Genomic DNA, 14,137 nt, shown 5'->3' with positions numbered 1-14,137 from the left:
AAAGGGGCAGGAGTTTTCATGTCCGACGTGTCCATCGGTCTCTCGGCGGATTCTCTGCCCGCGGGTCCCGTCGACAATCTGCTGCCGCAGCTTGTCGAACACCTGCGGCAGAACCGCACCGAACTGCGCGAGGAGTGGGCCCGTCGCATTACCGATGCCCAGCTGCTCACCGCCATGACGCCCGAGGAGATCTTCTCGGAAGCCACCTCCGTCTACGACAACTACGTCGAGGTGCTCGAGACCGGTAGCGTCGAAGCGCTGCAGGCCTACGCGCGCGATCTGTCCGAGCGCATCATCCCCCGGGGCGTCGAGACCGACGAGGTCGTCGGCATCGTGCTGCTGCTGCGAGACGTGCTGGCGCGCAGCCTCTTCGAGAAGTACCAGTCCGACTTCGAACTGCTGAAACTGGTGCTCGACGCCTACGAGCCCGCCGCCAACCGCATCGCCAACACCGTGGCCGTGTCCTTCGTGCAGGAGCGCGAGCGCGTCATCCGCCAGCAGCAGGAGGCGATTCGCGAGCTGTCCACGCCCGTGCTCCAGGTGCGCGAGCAGCTGCTCATCCTCCCCATCATCGGTGTGCTGGACTCCCAGCGCGCCCGGCAGCTGACCGAGCAGTTGCTGCGGGCGATCCGCGCCAATCGCGCCAAGGTCGTCGTCATCGATATCACCGGTGTGCCCGCGATCGACTCCACGGTGGCCAACCACCTGGTGCAGACCGTGGACGCCTCCGGACTCATGGGTGCGAATGTCATCATTACCGGCCTGTCGTCGGAGATCGCGCTTACCCTGGTCACCATCGGCCTGGATTTGTCGAAGATGAATGCCGTCGGTGACCTCCAGGGTGGCATCGAGGAAGCGGAGCGGTTGCTCGGCTACGAGGTGTCGCGCGTCACCGATCGCGACGGACGGTAACCAGGGCGGGGCAGATGCCGGTACCCATTCTGAAGCAGGGCACCTACCTCATCGCGTCGGTGCAGTCAGCGCTCACCGACGCCGATACCGAACGCCTGCAAGACGATCTGATGACCTACGTCAGTCGCTACCGCGCCCAGGGCATCATCGTCGATGTCACCGCAATCGACGTAATGGACTCCTTTGCCGCCAGATCGCTGCGTACCATCGCCCACATGACCAAGCTGCGGGGAGCGGAAACGGTCATCGTGGGCCTGCAGCCCGAAGTCGCCTTCGCCATGGTGCAATTGGGACTCACCTTCGAGGGCATGCACACGGCCCTGGACCTCGAAGAGGGTCTGTCCTGGCTGAACAAGAAGATCCACAGTCGCAGCCAAAAAGACGGTCGTGATCGTGGCCGCTGACGACGTGGTGATCGCGGTGAACGTGTCCAACGACATCGTGACCGCTCGGCAAGCGGGGCTGGAGTTGGCTGCCAAACTCGGCTTCTCGCTCTCCGATCGCACCATGATCGCGACGGCCATTTCCGAAGTGGCGCGCAATATCACGAGTTACGCGGGCACCGGGGAGATCCGCCTCGGTGTCCATGATCGGGACGGCCAGCGCTCGATGGTGGTGCAGGCCAAGGACAATGGCCCCGGCATTCCGGACATTCCACGCGCGATGGAGGACGGTTTCTCCACCGGACGCGGTCTGGGCCTGGGCCTTCCGGGCGCCAAGCGCCTGATGGACGGCATGGTCATCACTTCCGAACCGGGGCACGGCACCCTCGTCGAAATGTGGAAGTGGGTACCCACCGGTGCGTGAGGACGGCTTCATCGGCACGGTCGAATGGGCCGTCGCCGGTCGCGCGCTACCCGGGCAACGAGTTTCGGGCGACCGGTCGGTCGTGCTCGACGCGGGCGGGGGCTCGGTGCTCTTCGCCGTGCTCGACGGCCTCGGCCACGGCGCCGCCGCCGCGGACGCCTCCGATCGCGCCGCCCAGGTGCTCGCCGAGAACCGCGCGGAGCCATTGGACGTGCTCATGCTGCTGTGCCATCGCGCCATGTCCGACACCCGCGGTGCGGCGGTCTCGCTGGCGCTGTTCGACTCTCGCGACCGGGTGCACTGGCTGGGCGTCGGCAATGTCGAATCCCGCATTGTCGCAGCGGCTCCGGGCAAACCGGCCATTCGCGCCACCGCCCTGCTCTCGGGCGGCATCGTCGGCTACCTGCTGCCCCCGAACCTGCAACCCCAGACGGTCGCGGTCCGCCCGGGCGATCTGCTGCTGATGTCCACCGACGGCATCACCAGCTCCTTCGTCGATTCCATCGACCTGGCCAAGCCGACCGCCGAGATCACCGCGGAGGTGCTGGCCCGCCACGCCAAGGACACCGACGACGCGATCGTGCTGGCCGCCCGCCATCGCGGGCATTCCCATCCCGCCCAACCCATTCCGGCGGTGAAGTCATGAGCGGAATCCCGGCGTGAGTGCGGTACTGGCCGCCTTCCGCGAGGCGTACGCCGCCGCGCTCCGCCTGCACCTGCGCGCACCCAATCACAACAGTCTCGCCGAGGGCTACGAACTCGGGCGGCGGGCGCTGGTCGAGGGCGTGAGCATTCTCGACCTCACCGAGCACCACTACCGGCTGCTCGAACACGACGGGCTGATGCCGGTGCCGGACGGGAACGACCGCACCGAGGCGGCGCTGGAGTTCCTGTTGCAGACCATGGCGGCGCTGGACGTGGCCACGCGTGGATTCCTCGACGGCACCCGCCGCTACGAGCAACAGCGTTTGCGCGCCGACGATCTCGCGGGCCGCGACGCCTTCCGCACCGCGCTGGTGGAATCGCTGCAGGACGGCTTCTGCGTGGTCGATTCGCACGGCACGCTGATCGAGGTGAATTCGGCGTTCGGCGCGCTGACCGGCTATGGGTCCGAAGGCATTCCGTACGCGCTCCCCCATCCGTGGACCGTGCCCGAGGCCCCGCGCTATCCGGATCTGGGCACCGATGCCGCACGCTTCGTCATGCCCATCCGCCATCGTGACGGGCGGCGGCTGTGGCTGGCGGTGTCGACCAGCTCACTGGTGAAACCCGAGGACGGCGAACGTATTTTCGTCGGAACCCTGCGCGATGTCACCGCCGAGCACGACGCGCAGGCCCGCGACCAGGCGGTGTCGCGGCTGGCCACCGCGGTCGGCGCGGCCACCAGCGTGGTGGAGGTGCTCACCGTCGGCCTCGAGGAGCTGCGCCGCACCGTCGGCGCGGAGGCCGCGGTCGTCTCGGTCTGGCCCAATCGCCACACCGGCCCGGAACTGTATGTCTCCGAGGACACTCCGTACACCGGCGCGGGCGTCGCACCGCACGACACGCAGCCGATCGCCCGGCCCGACCGCTTTCTGAACGGTGGCGAGTCCCGCCAGGTCCTCGACGCGCGGGCCCGCGCCCTGCTGGATCGGGCCCGATTGCAGCCCGGCCGCACCATGTTCGCGATTCCGGAGGGCGCGAGCAGTTCGGAGGGCATCGTGGCCCCGCTCGGCGAGAGCGGCGATTCGGCGCTGTGGCTGCGCTTCGCCGCGCCGCGCGTCATCACCCCCGGTGACTGGGCGCTGTTCTCGCTGCTGATCGGCCATCTCAGTCTGGCCGTGCAGCGGGCCCGCAACTTCGATCAGGCCCGCTCCACCTCGCTGACCCTGCAACGTGCCATGCTCGGCCCGATCGAACTGCCGCCGCGTTTCTCGGTGCACTACGAGCCCGCGCTGCCGCCCCTGGAAATCGGCGGCGACTGGTACGACGTGGTGCGCCTCGAGGACGGCACCATCGGCGTGGTGGTCGGCGACTGTGTCGGCCGGGGCCTGTCGGCGGCGGTCGTGATGGGCCAATTACGCACGGCCGCACGGGCATTGCTGCTGCGCGGCGCGGGACCGGCCCAGCTGCTGGCCGAACTGGACACCGTCGCCTCCCGCATCCCGGGCGCCATGTGCACCACCGTGTGCGCGGCCATTCTGGATCCGGTGCGCGGGCTGGTGCGCTATTCCAATGCCGGGCACATGCCCCCGGTCCTCGCCGAACCCGGCAAACGCGGCAGACTGCTCGAGGGCGGTCGCGCGTTCCCCTTGGCCACCTTCGATATTCCGCGCCGCCCCGAGGCCACCACCCCGATGTCTCCCGGCTCCACGCTGGTGCTGTTCACCGACGGGCTGGTGGAACAGCGCAACGTCGATATCGCCGACCGTTTCGACGAGCTGGCCGACGAATTGGCCCGCGTCGCCGGTCAGTTGCCGCGCGAGGTCGCCGACTCGGTGCTGTCGCGGCTGCGGCCCGCGGGCGGCTACGACGATGACGTGGCCATGGTGGTGTACCGCCAGCCGCCGCGGACCCTGCGCCTGGACGTGCCCGCCGAAGCCCGTGAGCTGTCGGGCATCCGGCGCGCCCTGCGCGCGTGGCTCGCGGCCGCCGCGGTCCCGCACGACACCGCCGTGGATCTGGTCTCGGCGGCGAACGAGGCCTGTAGCAACAGCATCGAGCACGCCTACCTCGGCGGTGAGCCGGGTCGCGTCCGGCTCACCGCGGACTGCGGGGTGGACAGCCTCTCCATCGAGGTGGCCGACACCGGCGCGTGGCGGCCGCTGCCCGCGGATCCGGGCAATCGCGGGCGCGGCATCGCCATGATGCGGGCGCTCACCGATCATCTCGACATCGATTCCTCCGGGCCGGGCACGCGGGTACGGATGTCGGTGCGACTATTGGCCGTTTCATTCTCCGCGGCCGGGCGTATGTGAATTCGGGCCCGCTGGCGCAAATGTGGCGGGCGGTTTCGGGGACCTCCGAAAGAGTGCGTTAGCTGGGGTTTTCGCGATAACGCCGACTATCGAACCAATACCGATGTGGCAGACCATGCAGCACGAACGGACGGATCATGGCAGATTTGGCAAACGTGACCACTACTTCCGGAGACGGCTATCCCTTCGCCGAGTCGATGACCACCTCGGTCACCCAGCGCGATGCTGCCACCGTGCTCGCCGTGGCCGGTGAAGTCGATCTGGCGACCGCCCCGGCCCTGGAGAACGCGATCGACGCGGCCCTGACCGCCAAGCCCAGCGCCCTGGTGATCGATCTGTCCGAGGTCAGCTTCCTGGCCTCGGCGGGCATGGCGGCACTGGTCGCGGTGCACAAGCGCGCCGGGGACACCAGGATCGCGGTGGTGGCCGATGGTCCGGCCACCAGTCGGCAGTTGAAGATGACCAGCCTGGATCAGGTGTTCTCGCTGCATTCCACGCTGGATGCGGCGCTGACCTCGCTGCGCTGACGCTGAACGAAACAGCAGCCGAGTCCGATTCGATCGGACTCGGCTTCTCGCTTCGTAGTTCGCTCAGACCAGCTCGCGCAGCTGCTCGATCAGCTTCACCCGCTCGGCCGGGGTGGCGGCCATCGGGACCACGTTCAGGGCGGTGACACCGGCCTCGCGGAACGCGGCGACGCGCTCCTTGACGAAGCCCGCCGAACCGATCAGGCAGACATCGCGCACCAGGTCGTCCGGCACCGCCTTGGCGGCAGCCTCCTTCTCGCCCTTCAGGTACAGCTCCTGGATGCGGTCGGCCTCGGCGCCGTAGCCGTACTTGGTAGCCAGGGTGTGGTAGAAGTTCTTGCCCTTGGCGCCCATGCCGCCGATGTAGAGCGCCAGGTGCGGCTTGACCCATTCGCGCAGGCCGTCCACATTGTCGCCGATGGCCAGGGCCGGACCGGCGAAGATCTCGAGGTCGCCGCGCGCCGGATCACGCTTGGCCAGACCGGCTTTCACCGATTCGCCCCAGACCGCGTCGGCCTTCTCCGGCAGGAAGAAGATGGGCTGCCAGCCCTCGGCCACCTCGGCGGCCAGTTCGACGTTCTTCGGGCCGAGCGCGGCCAGCAGCACCGGAATGTTCTCGCGGACAGGGTGATTGATGAGCTTGAGCGGCTTGCCCAGGCCGGTGCCCTTACCCTCGGGCAGCGGCACCTGGTAGTACTTGCCCTGGTATTCCAGGCGTTCGCGCTTCCACACCTTGCGGCAGATTTCCAGGGCCTCGCGGGTGCGGCCGATGGGCGCGTCGTAGGCCACGCCGTGGAAGCCCTCGATCACCTGCGGGCCGGAGGCGCCCAGGCCCAGGATGAAGCGGCCGTCGGAGACGTAGTCCAGGCCCGCCGCGGTCATGGCGGTCAGCGTGGGGGTGCGGGTGTAGAGCTGCAGGATGCCGGAAGCCAGCTGTACCCGTTCGGTCTTCGCGGCCAGGTAGCCGAGCGCGCTCACCGCGTCGAACGAATACGCCTCCGGCACGAAGACGATGTCGAGGCCCGCCCGTTCGAGGTCGGCGACCTCGGCGGCGATCTCCTTGAAGCCGTCGGTGTAGTTGATCGATAGCCCGATACGCATGCCCGGACCTTACCCAACTAATTGCATAGGCACACCGGGGGGTTGCTGGTGGCGGCCACCCAGGTTCCGGACAGCGACCCGGCGGCCGGTACGGTAGGCGGCGAAATCACCCGAATTCGCCGTACTGCCAAGGGAGGCCACCCCTCATGACTCGCGACACCACCGGCTTCGGTGACTCGACTCTGCGGGGGTATCTGGACGAACTGGCCGCCAAGGTGCCCGCCCCCGGCGGCGGCGCGGTCGCCGCACTGCACGCGGCGCAGGGCGCGGCGCTGGTGGCCATGGTCGCGCGCTACACCACCCGGGCCAAGGACGCCGCGAACCGTCCGGTCGTCGACCGCATCATCGAGGCCGCCGACGCCGCTCGCGAGCGCGCGCTGGCGCTGGCCGACGCCGATGCCGCGGCCTTCACCGGCGTCGGCAATGCCTACAAGCTGCCCAAGGAGACCGAGGCCGAGCAGGCCGCGCGCGGCGAGGCCATCACCGCCGCGCTGCTGCAGGCCGCCCGGGTGCCCGCGGCCGTGGTCGCCGAGGCCGACGAAATCGTCTCTCTCGCACACGAACTGCTGCCCATCGGCAATCCGAACGTGGTCACCGATATCGGCGCGGCCGCCGACTGCGCGCGCTCGGCCGCGGGCAGCTCGCAGCTCAATATCGCCATCAATGTGGCCTCCCTCGACGGGGCGGCGGGCGCGGAGTTCGCACCCGTGCTGAAGCAGATCGAGGAAATCATCGCCCGCGCCGACGCGCTGCACAACGACGTGGTCGCGGCCATCACACGCTGAGTCGTTCGAATAGGCTTGTGCTGTACCCCGTTCCGTTATGGAGCGGGGTACAGCCGTTTTCCGCCCTCCTACCTGGCGACACGAACCGAACAAAGCCCCCACGCCGGGGCAATGGTTACGAACCGGGAACATTTCCGGATGGGACTGATCATCTGGTCATAGGCTGAGGAACCCAGGCCCACACCCTCTCGAAGGGATGGAAGGATGCGGAAAGCGCTTCGCTCGCTGTTCGTCGCAAGCTTCGTCGCGGCGGCTGCCGCGTTCGGAACCGGAGCCGCGGGTGCGGTTCTCACCTCCACCGATCTCCCAGCGGTTCAATCGATTTCACCCCGGCCCGGTCAGGTGATGGGCATCGCGGCCCCGGTCACGGTCCAGTTCGCGTCCGCGGTCACCGATCGTGCGAAGGCCGAGCGCACGGTCGATGTCCGGGCCGGGAACGCCCTGGCGGGGCACATCACCTGGCTCGATGACAGGCAGATGATGTGGCAGCCGGACAACTTCCTGCCGACCTCGTCACCGATCACGGTGTCCGCGGCGGGTCAGCATCTGAAGTTCGCGACCAATGGCGGCACCACCGCCGATGCGGACATGTCGGCGCATACGTTCACGGTGTGGATCAACGGTGTCGCCCGCACCATGCCCGCCTCGATGGGCAAGCCCGGCCGCGAGACCCCGGTCGGCACCTTCCCGGTGCTGTCCCACGAGCGCTCGGTCACCTTCGATTCCAGGACGATCGGCATCCCGTTGAGCAGTCCCGAGGGGTACTTGATCACCGGCGAATTCGCCGAGCGCCTGACCTGGGGTGGCGTCTACGTCCACTCCGCACCGTGGTCGGTCGACTCCCAGGGCGTCGCGAACGTCAGCCACGGCTGCATCAACCTCGCCCCCGCCGACGCCGAGTGGTACTACGACAACGTCTCCATCGGCGACCCCGTCACCACCCACTGGTGAGAACAAGATCAGGGAGCTCTCAGCGCGGGGAATCGGACGGATTCCCGCGGTGAGAGCTCCCTGATCTTGTTGGTCAGCGGGTGGATTCGGCGGCTTCGACCACGTGGCGCATGAGGAGGGCGGTGGTGACGGGGCCGATGCCGCCGGGGACGGGGCTCAGGGCGGAGGCCTTGCCGGTGACGGAGTCCGCGTTCACGTCGCCGGTGATGTTGCCGTTCTCGTCCTCGTTGGTGCCCACGTCGATGACGACCGCGCCGTCGCGGACGTGCTCGCCGGTGATGAGGCCCGCGCGGCCGACCGCGGCGACGACGATGTCGGCGGCCGTGGTGACGGCGGGCAGGTCCGCGGTGCGGGAGTGGGCGATCGTGACGGTCGCGTTCTCGGCCAGGAGTAGCTGAAGCAGGGGCTTGCCCACCACATTCGAGCGGCCGACGACGGTGACCAGGCGGCCAGCGAGCGGAACCCGGTGGAACTTGGCCAGTTCCACGACGGCCTGGGAGGTGGCGGGCGGGAAGCCCGGCAGGCCGGAGGCGAGCAGGCCCAGCGACAGCGGGCTGACGCCGTCGACGTCCTTGGCGGCCGCGATGGCGGGGCTGACATCGTCGAGGCCGACGCCCTTGGGCAGTGGGGTCTGGAGCATGATGCCGTCGACGGACGAATCCCCCGACAGCTCTTCGAGCTTGGCGCGGATCTCCTCGGCGGTGGCCTCGACGCCGAGATCGACGTTCTCGCAGGCGATTCCGAGGCGCTCGGCGGCGCGGTTGAGGGACTTCACGTACCAGGCGCTGGCCGGATCGTCGTTCGCGATCACCAGGGCCAGGCGGGGCGCGGCACCCTGCTCGGCGAGAGCGGCGGCGCGCTGCTTGGTGTCGGCATTGAGAGAAGCGGCCAGATCCTTGCCGATGAGCGAAGTCGTATCCACGGGTCCACACCCTATCGCGCGATCGGAATGGGCCTGCGCACCGCATCACCGGGCCCGGACGGTCGGGGGCGATTCTCGCGCGCGTTCCCGGTGTGACAACTGATCAAACCTGCGAAATCTGTTGGGCAAATACCCGACAACGGCGGTGGGCAGTCGTATCGTGTCCACATTCGGTTCTGAGCCAATAGCCAGCAAATTACATAGATAGCCAGCAAAGCAATGCGTGACCCCCTCCGAAAGGTCGTTTGCAGTGCAGATCGCCAGGCGTTTCCCCACTTTGCTCGCGGCGGCGGCCGCGGCGCTCACCATTCTCGGCACCGGCACCGCGCACGCGGATCCCGGCGCCCTCTACAACTCGGCACAGGACAATTTCACCGATGGCAACGAGGCGGCCGGGCTGGCCGACCTGCGCCAATTGCTCAGCGAGTCACCCGATGACGCGCAGGCGCTGTCTTTGCAGGCGATCTGGTCGGACTACACCGGGGATCTGATCACCCGCGAGATGGCGGTGAACCGGCTCAACGGGATCGACGCCAAGCTGGCCGCCGGAACCCGGAACCTGTTCGGCGCCATCGGCGCGGCCGTCGGCACGCTGCCCAATCCGATTCCGGCCATCGCGGGACCGCAGACCGGCATCGCGGTCCTGGGCTACGGCCTGCTGCCCGACGGCTCCATGCGCCCCGAACTGGTGAACCGCCTGCAGGCGGCCTGGCTGCAGGCCATCGCCTCGCCGATGTCCCCGATCCTGGTGACCGGCGGCAATCCGCAGAACGGCATCACCGAGGCGGCTGCCATGCAGGGCTGGCTCATCGGCCACGGCATCCCCGCCAGTCGCATCCTCGCCGACCACCGCGCCGGCTCGACCGTGCAGAACGCCCTGTTCGGCGTGCAGATGCTGCGCGACGCGGGCGCCACCAGCACCATTGTGGTGACCTCCCCCAACCACATTCGGCGCGCGGTCGCCGACTTCATCGTGGCGGGCATCCCGGTCGTCGGCGCGACCACCTCCCTCGAACAGCTGGTCTCGCAGCTCCCGCCCCCGGCCCGCAGCAACCAGCGCGGCATCTACCTCGACGCCAGCCGCACCCTGCGCCTGCCCGCCGAGCGCTGACCTCCCACTCCTTTCGCGCGCCCGGACCCCGCCCGAACTGGGCAACCGTCCGGGGGTGCACAATGACGCGGTGAGCTCCCCCGACACCGATACCCTGGTCGCCCGCCTGCGTGCGGCCGGATGCGTGTTCGCGGAGGACGAGGCCGCTCTGCTGCTGGCTGCCGCCACCGATCCCGGCACTCTGGAATCGCTTGTCACACAGCGAATTGCCGGATTTCCCCTGGAACATCTACTGGGCTGGGCCGAATTCCGGGGGCTGCGCGTCGCGGTCGCACCGGGTGTGTTCGTGCCGCGGCAGCGCACCGGCTTCCTGGTCGAACAGGCTGTTGTCCTGGGCCGCGACCGTGCCGGTCGATCCATGCGTTCGGAGCGCGGACGCACTGCCCTGCGGCCCGAGAACCCGCGGGCCGCAGCGGCATTGCCGACTCCTGCCGCGGGCGGGGAGATTCCGCCGGGTGCCGAGGGAGACACGTTGACAGCCCTCGATATGTGTTGCGGTTGTGGGGCTTTGGGCTTGGCATTCGCGAAAGAACTGACCGCCGAGGGGATTCGGGTCGATCTGACAGCGGCGGATATCGAACCGGCGGCGGTCGACTGTGCGCGAGTCAATCTCGAGCCGGTGGGCGGACGGGTGTTCGAGGGAGATCTGTTCGAGGCGGTGCCGACGGATCTGCTCGGGCGCGTGGACGTTCTGCTCGCGAATACACCGTATGTGCCCTCGGAGGAGATCGCGTGGCTGCCACCCGAAGCGCGCGATCATGAGCCCCGGCGGGCGCTCGACGGCGGGGCGGACGGGCTGGATGTGCTGCGGCGGATCGCGGCGGTGGCCGGTGACTGGCTCGCGCCCGGTGGGCATCTGCTGGTCGAGGAGAGTGACGAGCAGGCTCCGGTGGCGGCGGAGGTCATGCGGGCGCACGGGTTGCGCGCGCGGATCGCGGAATCCGAGGAGTTGGGTGCCACCGTGGTGATCGGGACTCGGGCGTGAGTATTCGCGGCGTGCTCTTCGATGTCGACGACACGCTCGTCGACTATTCGGCGACGGTTCGGATCGCGATCGTGGCGCACCTGGCGGCCGAGGGAATTCTCGACCGGTTCGAATCACCCGGGTCGGCGGTGGACCGGTGGCGGGTGATCGAGGAGGAGGAGGAATACCCGCGGTTCCTGACCGGGGAGCTGACCTTCAAGGGCCAGCAGCTGGTGCGGACGCGGCGGTTCCTGGCGGAAGCCGAAGTGGTGAGCGAGGATCCGGCGGCCTGGTTCGCCCGCTATGCGGCGCAACGGGATACGGCGTGGGCCGCGTTTCCCGATGCCGCGCCCGTGCTGCGGGCGCTGGACGGGCGGGTCCGGCTGGGGGTGATATCCAATGCGTCGCGGCCGTACCAGATCGGGAAGCTGCGCACCGTCGGACTGCTGCGCCACTTCGGGGACGCGGTCCTGTGCTCGGACGAATTCGGTGCGGCCAAGCCGGATCCGGCGATCTTCCACACCGGATGCGAGATGCTCGGACTGCCGCCGGAGCAGGTCGCCTATGTCGGCGACCGCTACGACGTGGACGCGCTCGGGGCCAGAGACGCCGGGCTGCGGGCGTATTGGCTCGATCGCGCCGGGCTGGGCGGCGACACCCACGACCGGGTCACCGTCATTCGCTCACTGGCGGAACTGGATTCGCCCGTCGCCGGGCCGTAGCCTGCACAGTCTGCGCGTCACCCGGCCGGGGCGCAGCGCCTCGCCCCGGTTCAGCTCGCCTCGAGGGATTTGCGGATCTCGGCCTCGAGGTCGAGTTGCGCGCGGGCCGCGGTGAGCCCGGCGGTCACGTCGGCCGCGGTGCGCTGGGTGGCGGCCGAGACATATTGTGCGACCGCTGATTCGATGGTTTCGACGCCCTTGGTGGCGGTGGCGCGCTGGTCGTCGCGGGCGGCGGCGGGCAGGGCGGCGATGGCGACCAGGCGGTCGTCCCAGGCCAGGGCGGCCTGTTCGAGTTCGGCGCGCAGCACGATGGTGGTGCCGTCGTCGAGGGAGTTGGCGGTGCGCAGGGCGGTCATGGCGTCACGCAGGCGGCGGTGCAGGCGTGGTTCCGGATCGTGCGAGCCCGCCCAGGAGGCGGGTGCGCGGGTGGGGGTGCCGGGCACGACCTGGTTGGCGTCCGCCGTCACGCGTTTCTGGCGCGCGGACAGCAGCATGAGCCCGCCCGCCACCGCCGCCAGCAGGATCAGCACGACGAGCACGAAAATCAGCATGGTCAGCTCACTTTCAACGATGGGTGGCGGGATGCGGCGCGATGGTGGTGCGGCCCGGTCCGGTCGGATGCGCGGGAGTGTGCTGGCCGCGCGTCGCCAGATAGACGCCGACGATCGCCGCGATGATCGCGAGCACCGCCAGGATCGCGGCGATGATCTTCACCTTGCTCCACGGCCGGTCCCCGGACACTTCGCCGGTGAGGCCGTTGATGTACACCTGATAGGGCTGGTTCATGTACATGACCGTCAGCAGCCAGATCGGCAGCAGCAGATGCTTGTACGCCAGCCAGTTCCACGAGGTGTTCAGCTCGTGGATGCGCTGGTGGTCGCCGCCGATATCGGCGCGCACGCTGGATTCGATGGCCGACTCGATCCGCTGCTGCGCCTCCGGGAACGACTGCTCCGCGTCGTGGTCGTAGGTGCGGCACAGGTGCCCGGCCACGAATTCCGGTGAATAGGCGCGCGCCTGCTCGACCGGCCACGGCTCCAGCGCCCGGATCCGATCACGGTTCAGATTGTCGTTGGCCAGCACCGGCAGATCGGCGAAGTCATTGCCGACCTCGCCCGCCACCGGATACCACCGGGTCCGGGTCTCGTAGACGGGATCGCCGTCCTCATCGGTCCCGACCCGCACCTGATAGTCGTCCCCGCGCTCACCCTGATACCAGCTCGCGGTGTCGGCGTCATAGGTGAAATACACGGTGTACAGACTCGAGAACGCCCCGATCCGCTTGTACTTCTTGAAATTCGACGGCGCGAACCAGCGCTTGGACACCCACTTGTCGACCAGCTCCCGAGCCTGCTTCTCCCCCACCAGGAACGGCACCACCCCGTCCACGGGCAGCCGAGCCGGAGCATTGTGCACGTCATCGCGCTGAATGGGCGTGGCGCAATACGGGCACCGAGTGGCGGTGAGGCTCCCGTTGAACCCGGTTGTCCCACCGCAGTTCTGGCACTTCACCTCCCACTCCCCCGTCACCTGCGGCCCCGACTGCCCGGCCTGCATCTCCCGCAACGCCGCCATGGCGGGCCCCAACTCCCGAGCCTGCACCGGCACATTCGGCGCGGTCACCGGCGACCGATTCCCGCAACTGGGACACAGCAAATCCTGCCCCACCGGATCGAACACCAACTGCGCCCCACACGCGGAACACGGATAGGTCCGAGTCATCTCGGTGCCGTGCAACATCGCCCGATCCGGCGCAGCCGACCCCGCCACCGGCGCACCGCTTTCCGGTGGCGCACCGCCGAACTCAACCCCGGGCGCGATCACCGGAGCCACGATCACGGGCGGTGCCATCCCACCCATCGGCGCGCGCCCCGGCTGATTCGGCGCGAGCCCACCGGGCAGGGGCGGCGGGGCCGCCTGACGCCCGGTCTGCGGCGGAAGTGGCGGCGGCAGCGGCGAACCCGTGCCCGGGGCGGGCAGATCGGTTGGGGTGGGGGGCCATTGGCTCGCGGGTGGCTGCTGGCCGGTGGGGAGCGGCGGCGTCCAGGGCTGGGGGGCGGCGGTGGCCGGCTGGGCGGGGTGGCCTTCGGCCGGGGTGCCGGTGGGGAGGGGCGGGGGGCCGGGGCGGTGGGGTGGGGGCGGGGTGTCAGTCATGGGAGCTCACTCGGTGCGGCGGACTCGACGGTCGCGCCATTGCTGGGGAGGGACTTTCGGGACGCACCGAGTTGTCGGGCGTGGTGGGCGAACGGCGGCGCGGGGCGCGGCGAAGCGGCCCGGTGGGCGAGGCGAGGGTGCCGCGGTGTTCGGCTGCGGCGGTTCGTGGTTCACGGTCGGTGACTCGTCTCGGCGCGGGTTCGGCCGGGCGTTGCCGCGGGCGG

At 69.1% G+C, this 14,137-nt stretch carries 15 protein-coding genes; 11 read left to right on the top strand and 4 right to left on the bottom strand.

The genetic code is table 11. From position 1 onward, the window contains the following. Positions 1–18 precede the first annotated feature (18 nt). From NS2_RS02490 to NS2_RS02465, 6 genes are all read left to right on the top strand, one after another. Positions 19–912: an STAS domain-containing protein gene (locus NS2_RS02490; RefSeq protein WP_033085408.1), complete on the top strand. Its 894-nt coding sequence runs from the start codon at positions 19–21 to the stop codon at positions 910–912. 14 nt (positions 913–926) lie between these two features. Next, the gene (locus NS2_RS02485; RefSeq protein ID WP_033085409.1) at positions 927–1,316 is read left to right on the top strand and encodes an STAS domain-containing protein; all 390 of its coding nucleotides are present in this window, start codon (positions 927–929) and stop codon (positions 1,314–1,316) included. Then, positions 1,306–1,719: an ATP-binding protein gene (locus NS2_RS02480; RefSeq protein WP_081985592.1), complete on the top strand. Its 414-nt coding sequence runs from the start codon at positions 1,306–1,308 to the stop codon at positions 1,717–1,719. Before NS2_RS02485 ends, NS2_RS02480 begins: the two co-directional genes overlap by 11 nt. Next, positions 1,712–2,365 (top strand): SpoIIE family protein phosphatase, encoded by a 654-nt coding sequence (locus tag NS2_RS02475; protein WP_033085410.1) that lies wholly within the window; start codon positions 1,712–1,714, stop codon positions 2,363–2,365. The genes NS2_RS02480 and NS2_RS02475 overlap by 8 nt, the downstream gene beginning before the upstream one ends. 13 nt (positions 2,366–2,378) lie before the next feature. Next, on the top strand, positions 2,379–4,676 hold the full coding sequence (locus NS2_RS02470) for a SpoIIE family protein phosphatase (protein WP_033085411.1): 2,298 nt from the start codon (positions 2,379–2,381) through the stop codon (positions 4,674–4,676). Between the two features lie 197 nt (positions 4,677–4,873). Beyond that, positions 4,874–5,203: an STAS domain-containing protein gene (locus NS2_RS02465; RefSeq protein WP_033085412.1), complete on the top strand. Its 330-nt coding sequence runs from the start codon at positions 4,874–4,876 to the stop codon at positions 5,201–5,203. Between the two features lie 63 nt (positions 5,204–5,266). Here the strand turns inward: NS2_RS02465 and NS2_RS02460 are convergent, their stop codons facing one another. Next, positions 5,267–6,304 carry an LLM class F420-dependent oxidoreductase gene (locus NS2_RS02460; RefSeq protein WP_033085413.1) on the bottom strand — a complete coding sequence of 346 codons (1,038 nt, stop codon included), beginning with the start codon at positions 6,302–6,304 and terminating at the stop codon, positions 5,267–5,269. 146 nt (positions 6,305–6,450) lie between these two features. On the opposite strand from NS2_RS02460, the gene NS2_RS02455 reads away from it, so the two are divergent. Together NS2_RS02455 and NS2_RS02450 are read left to right on the top strand one after the other, a co-directional pair. Next, the gene (locus tag NS2_RS02455) at positions 6,451–7,089 is read left to right on the top strand and encodes a cyclodeaminase/cyclohydrolase family protein (RefSeq protein WP_033085414.1); all 639 of its coding nucleotides are present in this window, start codon (positions 6,451–6,453) and stop codon (positions 7,087–7,089) included. Between the two features lie 204 nt (positions 7,090–7,293). Further along, entirely contained in the window at positions 7,294–8,040 is a 747-nt protein-coding gene (locus NS2_RS02450; RefSeq protein WP_036551902.1) for a L,D-transpeptidase, read from the top strand. A gap of 73 nt (positions 8,041–8,113) precedes the next feature. Here the strand turns inward: NS2_RS02450 and NS2_RS02445 are convergent, their stop codons facing one another. Then, on the bottom strand, positions 8,114–8,962 hold the full coding sequence (locus NS2_RS02445) for a bifunctional 5,10-methylenetetrahydrofolate dehydrogenase/5,10-methenyltetrahydrofolate cyclohydrolase (protein WP_033085416.1): 849 nt from the start codon (positions 8,960–8,962) through the stop codon (positions 8,114–8,116). A 250-nt stretch (positions 8,963–9,212) separates the two neighbouring features. Here NS2_RS02445 and NS2_RS02440 point away from each other — a divergent pair, with 250 nt between their 5' ends. The 3 genes from NS2_RS02440 (at position 9,213) to NS2_RS02425 (ending at position 11,759) form a co-directional block, all read left to right on the top strand. Beyond that, positions 9,213–10,073 carry a YdcF family protein gene (locus NS2_RS02440; protein WP_096490546.1) on the top strand — a complete coding sequence of 287 codons (861 nt, stop codon included), beginning with the start codon at positions 9,213–9,215 and terminating at the stop codon, positions 10,071–10,073. A 70-nt stretch (positions 10,074–10,143) separates the two neighbouring features. After that, positions 10,144–11,058 carry a methyltransferase gene (locus NS2_RS02430; RefSeq protein ID WP_033085454.1) on the top strand — a complete coding sequence of 305 codons (915 nt, stop codon included), beginning with the start codon at positions 10,144–10,146 and terminating at the stop codon, positions 11,056–11,058. Continuing rightward, positions 11,055–11,759, top strand: a complete 705-nt coding sequence (locus tag NS2_RS02425) for an HAD family hydrolase (protein ID WP_033085418.1) — start codon at positions 11,055–11,057, stop codon at positions 11,757–11,759. The genes NS2_RS02430 and NS2_RS02425 overlap by 4 nt, the downstream gene beginning before the upstream one ends. A 50-nt stretch (positions 11,760–11,809) precedes the next feature. On the opposite strand, the gene NS2_RS02420 is transcribed toward NS2_RS02425, so the two are convergent. Together NS2_RS02420 and NS2_RS02415 are read right to left on the bottom strand one after the other, a co-directional pair. Further along, positions 11,810–12,310, bottom strand: a complete 501-nt coding sequence (locus tag NS2_RS02420) for a hypothetical protein (protein WP_033085419.1) — start codon at positions 12,308–12,310, stop codon at positions 11,810–11,812. Between the two features lie 13 nt (positions 12,311–12,323). Then, entirely contained in the window at positions 12,324–13,913 is a 1,590-nt protein-coding gene (locus NS2_RS02415; RefSeq protein ID WP_183121203.1) for a hypothetical protein, read from the bottom strand. Between the last annotated feature and the right edge of the window lie 224 nt (positions 13,914–14,137).

The organism is Nocardia seriolae NBRC 15557 (assembly GCF_007990715.1).
Lineage (GTDB): Bacteria > Actinomycetota > Actinomycetes > Mycobacteriales > Mycobacteriaceae > Nocardia > Nocardia seriolae.
Note: the sequence above shows the minus strand (reverse complement) of the source record. Positions and strands in the feature narration are given on the sequence as shown.

Coding starts and splice junctions, on each gene's coding strand:
- NS2_RS02490 (WP_033085408.1), top strand. CDS start 19: ATGTCCGACGTGTCCATCGGTCTCTCGGCGGATTCTCTGCCCGCGGGT.
- NS2_RS02485 (WP_033085409.1), top strand. CDS start 927: ATGCCGGTACCCATTCTGAAGCAGGGCACCTACCTCATCGCGTCGGTG.
- NS2_RS02465 (WP_033085412.1), top strand. CDS start 4,874: ATGACCACCTCGGTCACCCAGCGCGATGCTGCCACCGTGCTCGCCGTG.
- NS2_RS02460 (WP_033085413.1), bottom strand. CDS start 6,304: ATGCGTATCGGGCTATCGATCAACTACACCGACGGCTTCAAGGAGATC.
- NS2_RS02455 (WP_033085414.1), top strand. CDS start 6,451: ATGACTCGCGACACCACCGGCTTCGGTGACTCGACTCTGCGGGGGTAT.
- NS2_RS02450 (WP_036551902.1), top strand. CDS start 7,294: ATGCGGAAAGCGCTTCGCTCGCTGTTCGTCGCAAGCTTCGTCGCGGCG.
- NS2_RS02420 (WP_033085419.1), bottom strand. CDS start 12,310: ATGCTGATTTTCGTGCTCGTCGTGCTGATCCTGCTGGCGGCGGTGGCG.
- NS2_RS02415 (WP_183121203.1), bottom strand. CDS start 13,913: ATGACTGACACCCCGCCCCCACCCCACCGCCCCGGCCCCCCGCCCCTC.